This window comes from Streptomyces sp. NPDC026538 (assembly GCF_055567535.1).
Genome location: NZ_JBVHQG010000002.1, coordinates 798721 through 817156, shown reverse-complemented (window position 1 = coordinate 817156; position 18436 = coordinate 798721). Strand labels below are relative to the sequence as shown.

The 18436-nt window shown below is 72.1% G+C and carries 12 protein-coding genes and 2 pseudogenes; 7 read left to right on the top strand and 7 right to left on the bottom strand.

The annotated features are described in order from the left end of the window. Positions 1-28: 28 nt before the first annotated feature. Positions 29-1093 (bottom strand): LacI family DNA-binding transcriptional regulator, encoded by a 1065-nt coding sequence (locus tag ACZ4N4_RS10620; RefSeq protein WP_467586709.1) that lies wholly within the window; start codon positions 1091-1093, stop codon positions 29-31. Between the two features lie 390 nt (positions 1094-1483). Here ACZ4N4_RS10620 and ACZ4N4_RS10615 point away from each other — a divergent pair, with 390 nt between their 5' ends. Beyond that, positions 1484-1693, top strand: a complete 210-nt coding sequence (locus tag ACZ4N4_RS10615; protein ID WP_467586706.1) for a hypothetical protein — start codon at positions 1484-1486, stop codon at positions 1691-1693. 107 nt (positions 1694-1800) lie between these two features. Further along, complete coding sequence (locus ACZ4N4_RS10610; protein ID WP_467586704.1) at positions 1801-3357, top strand: carboxylesterase/lipase family protein; 1557 nt, start codon at positions 1801-1803, stop codon at positions 3355-3357. Here the strand turns inward: ACZ4N4_RS10610 and ACZ4N4_RS10605 are convergent. From ACZ4N4_RS10605 to ACZ4N4_RS10590, 4 genes and pseudogenes are all read right to left on the bottom strand, one after another. Continuing rightward, positions 3331-3495, bottom strand: a pseudogene (locus tag ACZ4N4_RS10605) (LacI family transcriptional regulator); the annotation flags it as partial. The gene ACZ4N4_RS10610 and the pseudogene ACZ4N4_RS10605 overlap by 27 nt on opposite strands. 172 nt (positions 3496-3667) lie before the next feature. Next, entirely contained in the window at positions 3668-4585 is a 918-nt protein-coding gene (mmuM, locus tag ACZ4N4_RS10600) for a homocysteine S-methyltransferase (protein WP_467586702.1), read from the bottom strand. A gap of 289 nt (positions 4586-4874) precedes the next feature. Further along, positions 4875-7613, bottom strand: coding sequence for a SpoIIE family protein phosphatase (locus ACZ4N4_RS10595; RefSeq protein WP_467586699.1), 2739 nt, complete (start codon positions 7611-7613; stop codon positions 4875-4877). Between the two features lie 550 nt (positions 7614-8163). Beyond that, a pseudogene (locus ACZ4N4_RS10590) lies at positions 8164-9287 on the bottom strand (autotransporter); the annotation flags it as partial. A gap of 195 nt (positions 9288-9482) precedes the next feature. On the opposite strand from ACZ4N4_RS10590, the gene ACZ4N4_RS10585 reads away from it, so the two are divergent. Then, positions 9483-10892 carry an RICIN domain-containing protein gene (locus ACZ4N4_RS10585; protein ID WP_467586696.1) on the top strand — a complete coding sequence of 470 codons (1410 nt, stop codon included), beginning with the start codon at positions 9483-9485 and terminating at the stop codon, positions 10890-10892. A 12-nt stretch (positions 10893-10904) separates the two neighbouring features. On the opposite strand, the gene ACZ4N4_RS10580 is transcribed toward ACZ4N4_RS10585, so the two are convergent. Further along, positions 10905-12584 (bottom strand): rhamnogalacturonan lyase B N-terminal domain-containing protein, encoded by a 1680-nt coding sequence (locus tag ACZ4N4_RS10580; protein ID WP_467586693.1) that lies wholly within the window; start codon positions 12582-12584, stop codon positions 10905-10907. 188 nt (positions 12585-12772) lie between these two features. On the opposite strand from ACZ4N4_RS10580, the gene ACZ4N4_RS10575 reads away from it, so the two are divergent. Continuing rightward, entirely contained in the window at positions 12773-13828 is a 1056-nt protein-coding gene (locus tag ACZ4N4_RS10575) for a rhamnogalacturonan acetylesterase (protein ID WP_467586691.1), read from the top strand. A gap of 129 nt (positions 13829-13957) precedes the next feature. After that, complete coding sequence (locus ACZ4N4_RS10570; RefSeq protein WP_467586688.1) at positions 13958-15655, top strand: DUF2264 domain-containing protein; 1698 nt, start codon at positions 13958-13960, stop codon at positions 15653-15655. 73 nt (positions 15656-15728) lie between these two features. On the opposite strand, the gene ACZ4N4_RS10565 is transcribed toward ACZ4N4_RS10570, so the two are convergent. After that, positions 15729-17051 (bottom strand): MFS transporter, encoded by a 1323-nt coding sequence (locus ACZ4N4_RS10565; protein WP_467586685.1) that lies wholly within the window; start codon positions 17049-17051, stop codon positions 15729-15731. Positions 17052-17168: 117 nt separating this feature from the next. On the opposite strand from ACZ4N4_RS10565, the gene ACZ4N4_RS10560 reads away from it, so the two are divergent. Further along, entirely contained in the window at positions 17169-17759 is a 591-nt protein-coding gene (locus tag ACZ4N4_RS10560; protein ID WP_467586682.1) for a TetR/AcrR family transcriptional regulator, read from the top strand. Next, entirely contained in the window at positions 17752-18432 is a 681-nt protein-coding gene (locus ACZ4N4_RS10555) for an alpha/beta fold hydrolase (protein WP_467586680.1), read from the top strand. The genes ACZ4N4_RS10560 and ACZ4N4_RS10555 overlap by 8 nt, the downstream gene beginning before the upstream one ends. Positions 18433-18436 lie beyond the last annotated feature (4 nt).

Sequence of the window (18436 nt, the reverse complement as noted above, 5' to 3'; positions counted from 1 at the left end):
ACTGGAAACGATCTTGACGGAACCCCGGTCACCCCCCTACGGCCGAACGGGCAGCCGGGGCGGCCGTACTCGCCCGCACCACCAGCCGGGTCGACAACTCGGTCCGGGTGCCCTCCGGACGGTCCCCGTGCATCAGCCGCACCAGCAGCCGCAGCGCGGTCCCCGCCATCTCCGCGAGCGGCTGGCGGACCGTGGTCAGCGCCGGGGTGCCCCAGCGTGCCTCGGGCAGATCGTCGAAGCCGACCACGCTGATGTCGTCCGGCACCCGCAGCCCGCGCTCGGCCAGTGCCGTGTACACCCCGAGCGCCATCCGGTCCGAGCAGACGAACACGGCGGTCGGCGGCTCCGGCAGGTCGAGCAGCTCGTGCGTACGATGCCGGGCCGTGCCCTCGTCGAAGCTCGCGTGCCGTACGTACCCGCCGCGCTGGTGCAGCCCGGCCGCGGCGAGCGCCGAACGGTATCCGGCCACCCGGGCGCCGCCGCACATGCTGCGCCGGCTGCCGGCGATCACCGCGATCCGCTCATGGCCAAGGGCGAGCAGATGCTCGGTCGCGGACACCCCGCCCTGCCAGTTCGCGGCCCCCACCGACACGACTCCCGCCGGGGGTTCGCGGACGGGGTCGAGCAGCACGTACGGGATGCGGTGGTGGTCCAGCCACGCGTACTGCGACGGCGTCAGCTCGGCCAGGTCGAACAGCACTCCGGAGGAGCCGCGCGCGGTGAGCTTGTCCAGCCAGCCGCGTTCCGGGCGGCCGGCCCGGGGCCTGGTCGGCGCCGCCGACACCACGATCTCGAGCCCCGCCTCGTCGGCCGCCTCCTCCACGCCGTGCAGCACCGCGCCCGCCCACGAGCTGTCCAGCGCGTGCACCACGATGTCGATCAGGGTGGGGGCCTTCGCGGTGTCGAACCGCGGTCTGCGGACGTAGCCGAGCCGTTCGAGGGCCGCGGTGACCCGGCGGCGGGTCTCGGGGGCGACGTCCTCACGGCCGTTGACCACCTTCGACGCGGTCGGTACGGAGACGCCGGCTTCGCGGGCCACCACCGCCAGCGTCGGACCGGCCGCCGCCACGCTCGTACCCCCGGCACGGACCATGGGGAACCGCCTCTCCGGCCCGCCCTTGGGCCAACGAAAGTAACGAAAGTCGCGACCAACGCTGCTTCCGCGGTCTGTGTGCAAGCCGTGCAGTAAGCGCTTCCTACGATAGGTGCGCGTCAACTCGGCGTGAAGACCTGGGAATTCGCGGGATCATCCGCGCCGGGACTTTCGAAACTTCGAACAGGGATGGTCGGATCAGGCGGGCGTGGGCGACGGCCACGATCGTCCGAAGCGGCGAAGGGCAGAACTGCTGCTCGCTCTACGACGACATCGCCGCCGCCGACCGGAACGCCCCGCGCCGGAAGGCCGGCGGCGCCGACGCCGACGCCGTCTGCGCCGCGAACACCCTCAATGCCTGGTCGACGACGCTGACATCGGTCACCGGAGATGTCGGCGACGGATGGGCGCGTTCGCGAGACGGTCTGGAACCGGGGTGACGGTCTCTACTCCTACGACGACCGGCGGTTCATGAAGGCCGAGCACATCTCCGCCAGGTACTACAGCCTGGCCGCCCCCGAGGGCGGCGGCGGGGATAGCGGCTCCGACAGCGGCGGGTACGACCAACTCGGCTTCGGCACCCTGATGTACGCCAAGTAGCCGCGCGCGGCCGTCCGAACGCCGTGGGTGCCGGAATACGGGGAACGGGTGTGGTGCTCTTGTCGTACCGGCGTTGAGGCGCGCGCGGCGGGAGGAGCTGGTGGCGGATGACGGCGGAGCGGACGGACGCCAAGGACCCCGTGGTCGGCACCCCGTACGGGGCGGTGCGCGGCAGGTGGGAGAAGTCGGTCGCGGTGTTCCGCGGCATCCCCTACGCCGCCCCGCCCTTCGGGGCGCACCGGTTCCGTCCGCCCGTGCCGCCCGAACCCTGGGACGGCGTCAGGGACGCGGGCGCCTTCGGGCCGACGGCGCCCAAACCGCCGTACTCGGAGGCGTTCGCGGAATACCTGTCCGACCCGGTCATCCCCGGCGACGACTGCCTCAACCTCAACGTCTGGACCCCGGAGCCGGGCCCCGGCGCCCGGCTCCCGGTCCTGGTCTGGCTGCACGGCGGCGCCCTGACCAGGGGCTCGTCGGCCGTACCCGTGTACGACGGTCATGCGTTCGCACGTGACGGGGTGGTCTTCGTCTCGGTCAACTACCGGCTGGGGGTCGAGGGCTACGGCCTGTTCCCCGACACCCCGCACAACCCGGGCCTGCGCGACCAACTCGCCGCCCTGCGCTGGGTCCACGACACCATCGCCGGGTTCGGCGGCGACCCGGACCGCGTCACCCTCTGCGGCCAGTCGGCGGGCGCCATCAGCGCCGGCGCCCTGCTCGCCGCACCCCAGGCGCAGGGCCTGATCCGCCGGGCGGTGCTGCAGAGTGGCCCGCCCGAGGCCGCGGAGCGCGACAAGGTCCGGCGCATGGTCCGCCGGATGGCCAACCGCCTGAGGATCCCCGCCACCGCCCAGGCCTTCGCCGAGGTCGACCGTGAGCTGCTGCTGCGCACCCAGGCCGAGGTCGGCCGGCTGAGCAGCCCGGTCCTGGGCGGCCCCGCCTTCGGGATCGTCGTCGACGGCGACCTCGTCCCGCGCGACCCCCTCCAGGCCCTCCTGGACGGCGATGCGGCCCGCGGCGTCGACCTCCTCATGGGCTGGACCCGCGACGAGTACCGGCTCTGGCTGGTCCCCGGCGGCCTGCTCGATCACGTCGACCGGCTCGGCCCGGTCGCCCTCGCCGGCGCCATGGCCCGCTGCCGTGTCGGCCACGAGGTGCCGCGCGGCTACCGCGCCCTGCGTCCCGAGGCCGGCCCCGCCGAGACCGTCGGCCAGCTGGTCACCGACCACCTGCTCCGGCGCCCGCTGCACCGGCTGGCCGAGGCCCGCCCGGGCTCGTCCTACCTGTACGAGTTCGCCTGGCCCTCCAACCGCCCCCGACTCGGCGCCTGCCACGCCCTGGAGCTGGGCTTCGTCTTCGACACCGGGGACGGGCCCGACGCGGCCCGGCTGGCCGGCGAGGGTGCCCCGCAGGAACTCGCCGACGAGATGCACGGCGCGTGGGTCCGCTTCGCCGCCACCGGCGACCCCGGCTGGCAGCCCTGGGACGACACCCACCCGGTCCGCGTCCTCGGCGACGGCGAGCCCCACACGGTGTCCGGCCCCCGGGACCGCGAGTTCGCCCTCTGGATGCCCACCGCCGTACCGCACCCCGAGCGCACCGCCGAACTGGCCCTGGCCGTACGCCGGCTGCGCCGCTCAATGGCCGCCGTACGCCGCCACTGAGTCCCGTACGACCACATGCGTGCCGAGGAGCAGATGCTCGTCGGCCGACTCCCCGCCGTGCCCGAGCGCGGTCCGCACGGCGAGCCGCCCCAGCTCCTCGTAGGGCACGTGCACGGTGACCAGGGCCGGGTGCGGATCGGGTTCAAGGCCCCGGGCCCGGCAACCGGTTCCCGACGGGACATCAGCGCCCCGTCGAGGACGGGGGGAACGGGACTGCGTCGCCCCGACAGGGGCGCGGGGAACCGCGCGACCAGCCCGAGACGGCCCGCAGCCGCCCATGGTCAGAGCCCCTACTACGAACGGGCGCCCCTCAGACCACCCGGGCGATCCCACCGATCGCCTCCGGCCCCACCCGGCAGCACCCACCGATCAGCCGAGCCCCCGCGTCCCGCCATCCCTCCACCTGCCCGGGGTCGAACAGCGACCGCCCCGTCCACGCCCGAGCCGCCGCGTCCCACACCTCCCCGCTGTTGGGATAGACGACCACCGGCTTCCCGGTCACCCGCGCCGCCACCTCGACCGCCCCGGGCACCTCCTCGGGCGCACAGCAGTTCACCCCCACGGCGATCACCTCGTCCACCTCGGCGGCCAGGGCGAACGCCTCCTCCAGCGGCTGCCCCGCCCGAGTCCGCCCACCCGCCACGCTGTACGACAGCCAGGCCGGCACCCCCAGCCCCCGCACCGCCCGCAGCATCGCCGCCGCCTCCTCCGCGTCCGGCACGGTCTCCAGCGCGAGCACGTCCGGCCCCGCCCCGGCCAGTACCTCGAGGCGCGGCCGATGGAAGCGCTCCAGTTCCCCGACGCTCAGCCCGTACCGCCCCCGGTACTCGGAGCCGTCCGCGAGCATCGCCCCGTACGGCCCGACCGACGCGGCCACCCACAACGGCCGTACGATCCCCTCCGCCCGGGCCCGCCGTACCGCGTCGCGCCCCAGCCGCACGCTCAGCGCGAGCAGCCCAGCGGCCTCCTCGTGAGGGATCCCGCGCTCGGCGAAGCCCTCGAACGTGGCCTGGTAGCTGGCGGTGATCGCGACGTCCGCGCCCGCCCTGAAGTACGCGAGGTGCGCGTCGCTGACCGCGTCGGGTCGGTCGGCCAGCAGCCGTGCCGACCACAGCGCGTCGCTGAGGTCATGTCCGGCGGAGGCCAGCTGGTTGGACATACCGCCGTCGAGCACGACCGTCCCGGCGGCGAGGGCGTCGGCGAGGCTGGGGGAGTTGTCGCTGGTCATGCCCCCGACGCTAGTCGACCCGGTCTCGACCGACCGGCCGTGTCCATGGCATGAACAGAACGCGGTCGGGGCGGTGGCGGGTCCGACGGCACGGCGGGGACCGGACGAGGCCCGGGTGGGTTCCTGCGCCTCGCGGTGCGCGAGGGCGGAAGCGAAGGTGGGGGCTGTCACGGTGGTTCCGGGGGCGTTCGGGAAGCGGGAAAGCCGGCGATCGAATGTCCGGGTCCGCATGACGGGCCACGCCGCGGTCTACCAGTGCGTGCTGTTCGTGGTCGCGGGCATCCCGGGTCTACCAGTGCGTGCTGTTCGTGGTCGCGGACATCCCGGTGTACGTGTGGCCGCGTGGCCGGCCACCGCGGGAAGTCACCGGGGACGTCTGACACACCGCTTCCTCCGGTCGGTGTCCGGCCCTCGTGCTGCCCCGCGCCGTGGCCGGCCTCATGAAGGTGCCGATGATCGCTTCGACCCACTGCCGTCCCCGGGCGATTCTGCCGAAGCGGAGTCTGTCGAGCTGGTCCGGGCCGACGGCCGTCGGCGCGTCGCTCGTCGGGTGTGGTCGGGGTGTCGAGGACTCCTGAGTCCGAGGCGGGGCAAGGTCCTGTTCGGACCAGACGACCTTGCCGCCCGGCACCGGGCGGAAGTCCCATCTGCGTGACAGCTGGGCGACCAGGAAGAGGCCGCGGCCGTTTTCGTCGGTGGTATGTGCGCGATGCAGACGTGGCAGGCAGTCGGTGGTGTCGAACACCTCGCAGGTCAGGACTTGGTGCCGGATCAGTCGCAGACCGATCGGGCCGGTGCTGTGGCGGACGGCGTTGGTGACCAGTTCACTGACGATCAGTTCCGTCGAGTCCTCAAGACCGTCCAGATCCCATTCGGCCAGCTGGCCGGCTGCCAGATGGCGGGCGCTGCGGACAGCGGTCTCGTCACCCGGCAGCGTCCAGGAGGCGACCTGGGTCGGGCTGAGCGAGAGGGTGCGCACGAGGAGCAGGGTGACGTCGTCGGACGGTGCCTGGGCCGGGACGGTCTCCATCGCGCGGGTGCAGAGGTCTTCCAGGGAGCACCTCGGTTCCGCCAGGGCCGCGCCCAGGCGGTGCATGCCCGCGTCGATGTCGTGGTCCCGGGTCTCGATCAGGCCGTCGGTGTACAGGGCGAGGAGACTTCCCTCGGGCAGTTCCAGCTCCACGGCCTCGAAAGGGCTCCCCAGCCCGACGCCGAGCGGGGTTCCGGTGGGCAGGTCGGGGAAGGTGACCCGGCCCTGCGGGTCGACGATCGCGGGCGGGGGGTGCCCGGCTCGTGCCATGGTGCACTTCCGGGTGGCCGGGTCGTAGACCGCGTACAGACAGGTGGCGCCCGTCACGGCGGCCAACTGGTCCCGGGTGTCGGGGGCTCCCTCACTCAGTCGCTCCAGCGTGTCGTCGAGGCGGGCCAGCAGTTCGTCGGGCCGCAGCTCCAGCTCGGCGAGCATGTGTACGGCGGTGCGGAGCCGGCCCATGGCCGCGGTGGCGTTGATGCCGTGGCCGACCACGTCGCCGACGACGAGGGCGACCCGGGCGCCGGACAGCGGGATCACGTCGAACCAGTCGCCCCCGACGCCGATGTCCATGTCGGCGGGCAGATAACGGGAGGCCGCCTCGACCGCCGTGCCGCCCCGCAGACGCTGCGGGAGCAGGTTGCACTGGAGCGCGAGGGCCGTGGCGTGTTCGCGGGCGTACAGGCGGGCGTTGTCCAGTGACAGCGCGGCACGGCTGACGAGTTCCTCGGCGAGGAGCAGGTCGTCCTCCTGGAACGGCACCGGGTCCTCGGTGCGGATGAACAAGGCCACCCCGAGCAGGACGTGCCTCGCGCGAATGGGGACGACCATCAGGGAGTGCATGCCGTGCTCGCGGATCTTCCGCGCCCGTACCGGGTCCTGGTCGACCCAGGTGCCCGGCGCGGCGTCCAGGACCGGCTCCAGATGGGACCTCCCGGTGCGCAGGGCGTCGGTGAAGGGCGCGCCGGGCGGTGCGGGGACCGGCTCACCGCGGACCCACGGGGATTCCGGGATCCCTGGGCGGATCGAGGCCAGACCGGCCCGCCGGAAGACGGGGCGGCGCTCGCCCACCGGGCCGAGGTGGACCGCGGGACCTTCGCCGGTCGGGACCGAATGCTCCAGGTCGACGACGGCGTAGTCGGCGAACAGGGGCACGGCGAGGTCGGCCAGTTCCTGGCTGGTCCGCATCACGTCCAGGGTGCTGCCAAGACGCGTACCGGCCTCACTGAGGATCGCGAGGCGCTCCTGCGCCCGCCGGCTCTCGGTGACGTCGACGCTGATCGCGCACACCCCCAGCGCCTGGCCTTCGGCGTCCTGGAGGCAGAAGAACGAAGTCGCGAGGATGTGCTCCCGGCGCGGATCCGCCGGCAGCCGCCTGCGGAACTCGTGGACGCTGCTGGTGCCGGTGCGGGTGGTCTGCCGCATCACCGCCTCGCATGCTTCGGCCTCGCCGCAGGGCAGAGTGTCGATGGGCCGGCGTCCGAGTCGTTGCTCACGGGAGACGCCGTCGTGGCCCTCCATCGTGTCGTTCACCCAGGTGCACCGCAGTCGCGGGTCACGAATGACGATGCCGATCGGCGCGCGGGTGAGCAGCGATTCCCGCACCGATCCGCTCGTCGCCTCCTGGGAGAGCTTGCGGAGGTCGGTCACGGACACGAGCCACCGGACTGCTCCGTCCTGCCCCCACAGCATCGAGATCCGCAGGCTGACGGTGAGCAACCGGCCGTCCCGGTGGCGTACTGCCGTGGTGCCCGACCAGCCCTTCTGAACGCGGCATCGCTCGACGAACGCCGATATCGTCGGGGCTTCCTCGAAGGAGGGCAGCACGAGTGCGGCGGACTGTCCCACCACGTCCCCGGCGGGGTGTCCGACCAGCCGCTCGGCGGCCTTCGTCCAGCCGAGCACCGTCCCCTGCTCGTCGAGCATCCCGATCGCCGAGTCGGATATCGGCTGCGTGTTCGTCTGCTTGCTGAGGGTCGCCTTGTCAGTGGTGGGCATCGAGCTCATGTCCTTAGGTAAGCGGGGGAGGTGGTTGGGGGCCCGTCTCCTTCCCGAATCCAGACGCGGATATGGACGCCGATATGGCGTTATGTTCGCTTCGGGTGATTGACCGGACGGTGCCCTGATATGTGACAGAGCCGCACCCGTGCTGACTCCTGGGGCCCACCTCTCCGGAGCCCCGAAGCCGGGGCGCGCGAGGTGCTCGGTACGGTCGCGCCCGGGACGTGGCGGTGGCCGATGCCGTCGCCCGGGGCGCGACACCGGCACCGGACCGGCCGCGGGACGGCGTGCGCGTCCTGTTCGATCCCGCCGCCATCCCTTCCGTCTGTGCCGTGACGGCGGGTGGCCGGCGAGCCGATCTTCAGGCCGCGTGCCGGCCGCCCCTTTGGCGGTCCTTCTGCCGGGTGCGGGGGCCCGCCTTCCGGGTGCGCAGGCCCGCCGGGACCATCAGACCGCCCAGGAGGCCGAGGGCCAGGGCGTAGGGCCACCAGCCGAAGGAGTCGGCCGAGTCGGCGGCGGTGCGGGTGGTCACGGCCGGGGGAGCGGTGTCCCCGGCGCCGGGCGCGGCCAGCGTGTCGTGGTAGTGGCCGCCGCCGATCGGGGCGCCGAGCGTCACCGGGCCGTCGTAGTCGAAGGTGAGCCGCGACCGACGGCCGCCGGCCGCATGCAGATTGAGGTAAACGGTGTCCTTCGTTCCCGGCATGAAGACGCGGTGGGTGGTGCCGTCGCCCCAGTGCACGTCCGCGCCCTCGATGTTGGTGCCCCGTTTGTTCAACTGGTGGGCGACGGGCTTCCAGTTGAGGGACGGGTCGCTCAGCGACGGGTGGGTGTCGCCGCCCCGGTCGCTGTAGCCGTACTGGCCGGTGAGCACCACCTTGCTGCCCGGCCGCGAGTGCACATTGACGTCACTGCCGTACTCCCGCTGGTACAAGTCCTGCCGCAGGGTGATCGTCTGGTTCAGCGGGGTGTCGATGATCCAGGAGCCCTGGTTGAGGATCGCGCGGGCGTGGGGCAGTGCGACCGGGTATTCGGGGCGGCCGACGGCCATGCCGGTGCCGTTGTCGATGACCCCGGTGAAGGGTGGGTGCCGGCCAGGTCGAGGGTGCCCCACATGTTGCGGGGCTGGGTGACGAGGCCCGAACCGCTGATCGTGCCGATGTTGAAGGTGCGGGTGAGGGACAGTCGCAGGGTGCCGTCGACCCGGACGTTGAGCTGGTTCAGCCGGTAGCCGGGGGTGTCGTAGGGGAAGTGGCCGATCAGGCCGGTGCCGCCGCCCGTGCCGTACTGCAGGGTGGTGCCGCGCTCGACCGTGATCGCGGGCGGGTCGGGGTGGGTGACCGTCGTGTACGGGTGGTTGCCGCCCCGGGTGCGCACCACCTGCCGTTGCCGGGACCTGGGCAGCGTGAAGTCGCTGTCCCTGGTGAGGACCAGCGTGCCGCCCCCGCGCACGGTGAGCGTGCCCTCGCCGTGCAGGACGCCCTCGTACGTCGTCGTCCCGGCGGGCACGGTGACGACCGTGTCGTCGGTGAGGGTCACGTCCCGGCCGGCGAGGACGTCGGCGGTGGCGTCCCGGGGGCCGGCGGCGGACGCCGGGGGAGTGGAGGCGAGGAGGGCGGCGAGGGCGGCGAGGGCGCCGACGGCCGCTGCGGTGGTGTGGAGGTGGCTGCGCACGTCATCGGAGACGCGGTGGAAGGCGTCGGATAACAGAAAAACGCGGCCGGGCGGCGATCGGTTGGAAATCGCTTTCCCCCTTGTCTCGTCAGACCCGTTGACCTGCCCGTAACACCCCTTTACCTTTTCGGCGATCACAACGTTCGTGAGGGCAACCGCCGTTCGTGATCTCGAACCTGAAGGGGCGTGTGTGAGATGAGACGTGCGTACGCGATCCTGCTGTCCCTCTGTCTGGCGGTGATCGGCGCCCTGGCCACGGCGGGGCCGGCCGCGGCGGCCGCCCAGACCGTCACCAACGGCACCCAGTTCACCGACACCTCGGGGAACATCGTCCACGCCCACGGCGGCGGGGTCATCAAGGTCGGCTCCTACTACTACTGGTTCGGCGAGGACCGCAACGCCGACAACACCTTCAAGTACGTGGACGCCTACCGCTCCACCGACCTGAAGACCTGGGAGTTCCGCAACCACGTCCTCACCCGGTCCTCCGCCGCCGAACTCGGCACCGCCTACATCGAGCGCCCGAAGGTCGTCTACAACGCCGCCACCGGCAAGTTCGTGATGTGGATGCACAAGGAGAACGGCGTCGACTACAGCGAGGCCAGGGCCGCCGTCGCCGTCTCCGACACCGTCGACGGGACCTACAGCTACCAGGGCAGCTTCCGGCCGCTCGGCCAGTACATGTCCCGGGACATCACCACGTTCGTCGACACCGACGGCACCGCCTACATGGTCTCGGCCGCCAACGAGAACTACGACCTGCAGATCTACCGGCTCACCGCCGACTACACCGCCATCGCGGGCCTGGTCGCCAACCCCTGGGCGGGCGGACACCGCGAGGCGCCCGCCCTCTTCAAGCGCAACGGCGTGTACTTCATGCTGACGTCGGGCGCCACCGGCTGGAACGCCAACCAGCAGCAGTACGCCACCGCGACCTCGCTCTCCGGCCCCTGGACGGCGTTCACCAACGTCGGCGACTCCACCGCCTACAACTCCCAGACCGCGTACGTCCTCCCGGTCACCGGCACGTCCGGCACCTCGTACCTCTACCTGGGCGACCGCTGGGGCAACTCCTTCGGCGGCACGGTCGACGACTCCCGTTACGTCTGGCTGCCGCTGACCTTCCCGACCACCACCACGATGTCGATGTCCTGGTACCCGGAGGTGTCCGTCGACACGACCGCCGGGACGGTCTCCGGCACCGGTGCCACCTACAACACGCTGATCGCCCGGCACAGCGCCAAGTGTGCCGACGTCCCGAGCCAGTCGCTCTGGGAGTCCGTCGCGATCAGCCAGTACACCTGCAACGGCGGTACCAACCAGAAGTGGTGGTTCAAGGACCTGGGCACCGGCTACTACGAGCTGATGGGCCGGGGCAGCTCGCTCTGCCTCCAGGAGAACTCCACCGACGTCACCCAGGAGGACTGCACGGGTGCCACGGCCCAGCAGTGGTCGGTCGTCACCTCCGGCTCCTACGTCAACATCAAGGCCCGGACCAGCGGTGAGTGCCTGGACGTGAACGGCGCGTCCACCGCCAACTCGGCCGCCCTCATCACGTACGCGTGCAACGGCGGCACGAACCAGCAGTGGACGCGCGGTACCTGATGCCGAACCAGATCAGGCCAGCAGGTCGATCGCGTCGATCGAGGTGCCGGCGCTGAGGAAGGACGTCGTACCCGAGCCGCTCACCACATAGATCTTCAGCGTGTTGTACGCGCTGGTGTCCGTCAGCCAGGCGGACGCCGGGACGCTGTAGGTGAAGGTGTGGTTGTTGCCCCGGTAGGAGCCCACGGTCAGTGACCGGGTGCTCGGCTGGGTGGGCGGCGAGGGGACGGCGGAGGTCCAGGTGTCGTTGACGACGACCTGGGGCCTACCGTTCGCGTAGGCCGTCGTCACACCGATCCGCAGGGTGTGCGCGGCGGCGGCCTGGGCGGCCGTCAGCCTGAAGTACACGATGATCCCGCTGTTGACGTCCTTCCACAGATAGCAGGGGAAGGCCGAGGTCTCCGTGCCGCTGCCGATGACCACGTTCCCGGTCCAGGGCGCGGCCCGCACGTCCGACGGGTGGGCGTACGTCATCAGGTCGGCGTTCTTGAACCCGCCCGGCGTGCCGTCCCAGTTGTTGATCCGCCAGATCGCGGAGGCGTTGCCGGGGTCGTTGGAGGACGGGATCGTGAGGGTGTTGAGGGTGGTCGTGGCACCCGCGGTCACCGTCACCGACGTGGTGTACACCGCCAGTTCGCCCTTGAAGACGGTCAGCGTGTACGTCCCCGGAAGCACGCTCCCGATGGTGAAGTAGCCGTCCGAAGAGCGTGCCGAACCCCAGTACTGGGCCGCGGAGTTGGCGAGCCCCACCGTGTACGCGTACGCCGTGTCCCGGCCGCTGATCCCGACGCCCGCGACCTTGCCCCGGCCGCTCGCCGCGACGTATCCGGAGATGCCGAGCGAGTCCGCCCAGGACGTGGTGAGGGTGCCCGGGTAGAGGGCGGAGGCGGGCGCGCCGCCGTCCGTGAGGGCGATGACGTACGGCCCCTGGAGGCCGTAGCGCTCGGACTCGGTCTGGTTCTCGCCGTAGTACAGGATCTCGTACAGCCCGCCGCCGTCCGCGCTCTGGTGGCGCAGCAGCGAGCGGTAGAACGGGCCGCCGGAGGCCTTCTCGTGGTTGCTGCGCACGATCCACAGGCCGACGCTGCCGGTGGTCCAGCCGATGTAGTCGTAGTCCATCACCCGCAGCTTCGAGTAGTGCTTCGCGCGGGTCTGGCCGTCGGACTTCTCGAAGACGTCCGCGGACTCGATGACGGTGGGCGCGTAGGAGTAGGAATCCGGCTCGTCGTTGAGGAACAGGCCGGCCTTGACGCGCACGATGTAACGGGTCGCGGTGACGGACGAGTCGGCCTTGTCGGTCCACAGATAGACGTTGTTCTCGCCGCTGCGGGCCGCGTAGTAGTGCTTCAGCGTGCCGTACGTGACCGAGACCAGGATCGTGGTGCCGGACTGCGCGATGGTCACCGTGGAGGTGCCGAGGCCCGACTCGACGTGCGAGTTCTTGCCGCCGTAGCCCTGGTACTCGGTGCCCTTGTAGACCAGCGAGGTCAGGTCGCCGTTGGTCTTGCTGATCTTGAAGACCAGACTGGCGCCGGTGTCGACGACGTAGTTGGAGCCGTCGTCGGACCAGCCGAAGCTCGCGGCCGAGGCGGTGGTGGCGAGCGGGCCGGTGAGGGCGGCGGTGCCGGCGGCGGCCGCGCTGCCGAGGACGAAGGTACGGCGTCCGAGGGGTCTCCCGTTGACTCCGGACATGGGGGTGCCTCCTTCGGAGGGGCGGGGGTGCGGGTGACTGTGAGAGTGGCAGTTGAATCGATTTCGCGAAAGGGCTTTCGTTCTCTTGGGGTTGGCAGTCTTGTGAAAATGGTCCAAGGTCTAGAAAGCGCTTGTGAGTGGCGGTACGGTCCCCGCCAGGCCCTGTCGCCGTGACGGAGGAGTCCCGAGTGAGACGTTTCAACGGTGTCCGTACCGCCGTGGCCGCGGTCGTCCTGAGCGCGGCCACCTGCCTGGCGGGCACTCCCGCCCAGGCGCACGACCGGCACCCGCCGGTCTCCCTCGCGCACTGCACCGCCGACGCCTGCCACTTCGACGTCCCGCCGGGCGACTACGACGTGACGGTCCGGCTCGGCGGGGCGGCCGCGTCCAGCACGAGCATCAGCGGGGAGACCCGGCGCTCGCTGCTCCCCGAGACGTCCGCCGCGGCGGGGCGGCACGTCACCCGCAGCTTCACCGTGAACGTCCGGACACCCGAGGGCGAACCGACCGGGCCCGAAGGAACGCCCGGCCTCGACCTGGCGATCGGCGGTTCGGCGCCCGCGCTCGCCGGCATCCGGGTGACCCCGGCCCGGCACGCCCGGCAGCTCTTCCTGGTCGGCGACTCCACCGTCTGCGACCAGCCCGCCGCCCCGTACTCCGGCTGGGGCCAGCAGCTCCCGCAGTTCCTGCGCCGCGGCGTCTCCGTCGCCAACTACGCGGACTCCGGGGAAAGTACGGTGACCTATCTCCAGAACCCTCGACTCTGGCGTACCGTCCAGCCGTTGATCGGCCGGGGCGACCTGGTCCTGATCCAGCTGGCGCACAACGACAAGACGACGGACGAGGCGACCTACCGCGCGAATCTGGAGGCGCTGGTGGCGGGCGTCCGGGAGAAGGGCGGGCGGCCGGTGCTGGTGACACCGATCGTGCGCCGCTGGTTCAATTCCGACGGCACGCTGAACAACGACATCGCGCTTCTGGTCAACGGGCTCGGCGTCAATCATCCTGAGGTGATCCGCTCGGTCGCCGCCGCCGAGGACGTTCCGCTGATCGACCTCACGGCGAAGACCAAGGCGCTGGCGGAGTCCCTCGGCGTGGAGGGCTCCAAGGCGCTGTACCTGTACAACGAGGAGAAGGACAACACGCACACCTCCGCGTACGGAGCCACCGTCTACGCGGGCCTGGTGCGTGACGAACTGCTCGCCCGGCACCTGGTGCCCCGGGGCACCGTGCGGGTGGGATGAGCCCCTGGGGCGTCCCGACCGGAACCGGGGCGCCCCAGGTTCCAACTTCACGAGGTTCGGTACGAAATCCGGCACGCGGTCGGGCACGGGGTCCGGTACGAGGTCCGGTACGAGCGAGAAAGAGCACCGATGCAGCTGCCCGCCGAGGACCGCGGCCCCAGCCCGCGCACCGGCTACACCCGCGCCCACTGGGAGGCCGCGGCCGACGCCCTGCTCGCCGCCGTGGAGCCCTACGCCACCCCGGACCGGGCCCTCTACCACCTCCCCGGCGACCACCAGAGCTGGTCGGGGCGTCTCTCCGACGGCCTGGAGGGCTACGCCCGCACCCTGCTCCTCGCGGCCTTCCGCCGGGACGAGACGGTGCTCCAGCGGTACGCGGACGGGCTCGCGGCCGGCGTGGCGGGCGGCTGGCCGCGCGTCGAGGACCGCAGTCAGCCGCTCGTCGAGGCGGCCTCCGTCGCCCTCGCCCTGCGTCTGACCCGCCCCCTGCTGTGGGACCGCCTCGACGACGGCGTGCGGCAGCGCGCCGCAGCCTGGCTCGCCGACGCGCTCACCGCCGAACCCTGGCCCTGCAACTGGGAGTTGTTCCCGGTGACGGTCGGCGGTTTCCTCGCCGAGGTCGGCCACGAGCCGGAGGCCGCGCGCAAGGCTGTCGACCACGGCCTGGCCCGCATCGAGGAGTGGTACCTCGGCGAGGGCTGGTACACCGACGGTGACGGCCGCAAGTTCGACTACTACAACGGCTGGGCGATGCACCTCTACCCGGTGCTGCACGCCTGGCTGGCCGGCGACGAGAAGCTGCTCGACCTGTACGGCGGCCGTCTGGAACGCCATCTCGGCCACTACGCGCGGCTGTTCGGCGGCGACGGCGCCCCGATGCACCAGGGCCGCTCGCTGACGTACCGCTTCGCGACCACGGCCCCGCTCTGGCTGGGCGCGCTCACCGGACGCACGCCCCTGTCCCCCGGGGAGACCCGGCGGCTGGCCTCCGGAGCGCTGAAGTACTTCCTGGACCGGGGCGCGGTGGACGCCCACGGACTCCTGACCCTCGGCTGGCACGGGCCCAACGTGGCGGTGTTGCAAGGCTATTCGGGGCCGGCATCCCCGTACTGGGCGAGTAAGGGCTTCCTCGGCCTGCTGCTTCCGCCGGACCACGCGGTGTGGACGGCGCCGGAGGAACCGGGCCCGGCCGAGCGCGCCGACGCGGTCACGCCGATCGCGCCCGCCAACTGGCTGCTCCAGTCCACGCGTTCGGACGGCGTCGTGCGCCTCCACAACCACGGCAGCGAGGACGTCCGCTACGACCCCTACTACACCCGGCTCGGCTACTCGACCGTGACCGAGCCGTCGGCGTCGTACGACAACAGTGTGCTCGTCGGCGGCGATCCGAGCCGGACGGACATCGTGCCGCTGGGCGTCGGGCAGGGCTGGGCGGCCTCCCGGCACACGGCCGCCTCGGGGGCTCGCGTGACGAGTGCCGTGCTGGTGCGCGGGGCGGTGGAGGTGCGGGCCTTCCTGGTGGCCGGGGCGGAACCGGGGACGCCGGTACGGGTCACCGGCTGGGCCGCACCGGAGGGGCTCCGGGCCGAACTGCTGCCGGCCGTAGGCCTCGACGAGGCGCTGACCGGGGTCACGGGGGAGGCCCCGACCCTGTTCGTCGCGCTGAGCCGGCTTACCGGGGCGGCGGATGCCGAGCCGCTGGGGCAGACAGTGACGGTACGCGCCGAAGGGGCGAAGGAGTTGACCGTGCTGTGGAGCGGGGGACCCGGTCTGCGGGTCCGCTGGCAGGACGATGGAGTGGATGTGGAGCACATCGCGCCGGGCTGAGCCGCGTCGGGCATGATGCGGATCACGGGGTGGGCGTGGACGCGGCGGTGACCTGTGGTGCGTGGTGCGGAGGTCATGCCTCCTGGTCGTCGCCGGCGCGGGGAAGGTTGCCGTGTTCCGGCGCGGCCGCCGCGGGCAGTGGCGCCGCCCTTCTGATCGGGGTGCCGAGGGCGGCGAGGCCGGTCAGTGTGCAGCAGACACCGGCGACGGCGGCCACGGCGGCGGTGCCGTACCGCTCGGCCGCCCAGGTGAGGACGGCGGCGCCGGCCGGGGCCAGCGCGTACTGGAGGGTCCAGTGCGCGGAGGTGACCCGGCCCAGCAGGGGTTCCGGGGTGATCTCCTGGCGCAGGGACATGGAACAGGTGCCCGCCACCCCCACGCAGGCCAGGTAGACCGCGCACAGGACCGCCACCACGGGCACCGAGCCCACCCGGCCGAGCCCGGCGAAGGCCAGTCCGCACACCGTCATCGACGCGATCCAGGTCGGCCCGAAGCCCAGCCGCCGCCGCAGCCGGGCGACCAGCAGCGCCCCGGTGATCGTGCCGACCGCGCCGACCGCCAGCACCGTGCCCACCGTGCCGTCGTCGTGGCCGAGGTCGTGCTTGAGGTGGTAGATGACCAGGTCGTTGATGCCGAGGCTGAGGAAGCTGAAGACGGCGAGCAGTCCGGTGACCGACCGCAGGACGGGGTGCCGGACCAGGTAGCCGATCCCGGTGCGCAGGTCACGCCACACACCCCGCTTCCCGGCCGGCTGGTCGTCCCCGGCGCGCTCCCGGACCCGGACCAGCGACAGCAGGGCGGCCGACACGGCATAGCTCGCCGCGTCCACGGCCACCGCGTCGGCCGGCCCCGTCCAGGCGGCCATCAGACCCGCGCCCAGGGGACCGAGGACACCGGCCGCCGCCGCGGTGGCGTTGACCCTCCCGTTGGCCTCGGTGAGCCGGGTGACGTCGACAAGTCCCCGTACGACGGTGACGTACCCGACGGCGAAGAGCATGCCGACGGCCTCGCACAGCGGCAGGACCACGTACAGCAGCCAGAGATGCGGCCCGGCCAGCCAGACGACCGGGATCAGGCCGTAGAGGACCATACGGACCAGGTCGCAGGCGATGAGCAGCTTCCGCCGGTCGACCCGGTCCACGACCACCCCGGCGAAGACCGCCGCCAGCACCATCGCGACCCCGCCGACGGCGGTGAGCAGGCCCATCCGGGCCACCGAGCCGGTCGCCTGGAGGACCAGCAGGGGCAGCGCGACGAGACTGAAGGAGTCACCGAGGACGGAGAGGGTCTGGGCGAGCCAGAAGAGGCCGAAGTCCCGTTGCCTCCACAGTGGTTGCCCGGTCGCCGCCTCCTTGGCGCGAGCCGCCCGCTCCGCCCGTCGCGCCTCGCCTGCCACGGCTCCCCCTTCCGAGTTCCGGCAACCCTACGCCGACCGCGTCCCGTTGATAATCGCCTGGACCGCGAAACCTAGGACCTCTAGGATCCAGGCTAGGAACACCAGGGAGGTAGTCGGATGGCCCGTGCCGGAATCACCGTCGACCGGCTGGTCTCGGCGGCGGCCGAACTCGCGGACGAGGCCGGCTTCGAGCAGGTCACGCTGTCCGCGCTGGCCCGCCGGTTCGGGGTCAAGGACGCGAGTCTCTACGCGCACGTCAGGAGCCTTCAGGACCTGCGGCACCGGATCGCACGGCTCGCCGGCGGCGAGCTGATCGACCGCATCGCCACCGCCGTGGCCGGACGCTCCGGCAAGGACGCGCTCGTCGCCTACGCCGGCGCCTACCGTGCCTACGCCCTCGCCCACCCCGGCCGCTACGCGGCCACCCAGATCCGGATCGACCCCGCCCTCGTCGACCCGGACGATCCCGGCATGCGCCGCACCGTCGAGATCACCTACGGCATGCTGCGCGGTTACGGCCTCACCGAACCCGATCTCACCGACGCCGTACGCCTGCTGCGCGCCACCTTCCACGGCTACTGCGCCCTGGAGGCCGGTGGCGGCTTCAACGCCGCGCGGGACGTCCGCGCCTCCTGGGACCGGGCGATCGAGGCCCTGCACATCGCCCTTGAGAACTGGCCCCACGAGGAGACCGACCACCATGTCTGAACCCCACTACGACGTCACCGGCACCGGACCCGTCCTGCTCCTCCTCCCCGGCGGCGCCGGCCACCCCATGGGCCTGGACCCGCTGGCCGGCCACCTGGCACCGCACTTCACCGTCGTGACGTACGACCCGCTGGGCCTCGCCCACGGACGCCTCGGCGAGCCGGTCACCGACCAGCGGGTGGCGGACTGGAGCGAGGGCGCCCACCGCGTGCTGGCGAAGACGGCGGGCGAGGAGGAGGCGGCGTACGTCCTCGGGACCAGCTCCGGCGGCATCACCGCCCTCGACCTGCTGGCCCGGCATCCCGGGCGGCTGCGGGGCGTGATCGCCCACGAGCCGCCGTGTGTCACCCTGCTGCCCGACGGGGAGCGGCTGCGGGCCGAGCTGGTCGGGCAGTTGGCGGCCGGGCGGCCGGCCGCCGAAGAGCCGACGCCCTTCGGGGTCTTCCTCGACCATGTCCTGCGCCCGTTCACCGCCTACCGGCCGGCGACCGGTCTGCCCCGCCTCACGGTGGCCGCCGGAACCGAGTCCCGCGGCCAACTCCTGCACGACACGGCGAAGTTCACCGCCCAGTACACCGGCGGAGCCTTCGCCGAGTTCCCCGGCGGGCACCTGGGCACCGTGCAGCAGCCGGCCGCCTTCGCGGAGCGGGTCAGGGAGATCCTGCTCGGCTGACGGC

Bases quoted from the DNA above. Each gene is read 5' to 3' on its own strand.
- ACZ4N4_RS10620 (WP_467586709.1), bottom strand. From the start codon at position 1,093: ATGGTCCGTGCCGGGGGTACGAGCGTGGCGGCGGCCGGTCCGACGCTG.
- ACZ4N4_RS10615 (WP_467586706.1), top strand. From the start codon at position 1,484: ATGTCGGCGACGGATGGGCGCGTTCGCGAGACGGTCTGGAACCGGGGT.
- ACZ4N4_RS10610 (WP_467586704.1), top strand. From the start codon at position 1,801: ATGACGGCGGAGCGGACGGACGCCAAGGACCCCGTGGTCGGCACCCCG.
- mmuM (WP_467586702.1), bottom strand. From the start codon at position 4,585: ATGACCAGCGACAACTCCCCCAGCCTCGCCGACGCCCTCGCCGCCGGG.
- ACZ4N4_RS10595 (WP_467586699.1), bottom strand. From the start codon at position 7,613: ATGCCCACCACTGACAAGGCGACCCTCAGCAAGCAGACGAACACGCAG.
- ACZ4N4_RS10585 (WP_467586696.1), top strand. From the start codon at position 9,483: ATGAGACGTGCGTACGCGATCCTGCTGTCCCTCTGTCTGGCGGTGATC.
- ACZ4N4_RS10580 (WP_467586693.1), bottom strand. From the start codon at position 12,584: ATGTCCGGAGTCAACGGGAGACCCCTCGGACGCCGTACCTTCGTCCTC.
- ACZ4N4_RS10570 (WP_467586688.1), top strand. From the start codon at position 13,958: ATGCAGCTGCCCGCCGAGGACCGCGGCCCCAGCCCGCGCACCGGCTAC.
- ACZ4N4_RS10560 (WP_467586682.1), top strand. From the start codon at position 17,169: ATGGCCCGTGCCGGAATCACCGTCGACCGGCTGGTCTCGGCGGCGGCC.
- ACZ4N4_RS10555 (WP_467586680.1), top strand. From the start codon at position 17,752: ATGTCTGAACCCCACTACGACGTCACCGGCACCGGACCCGTCCTGCTC.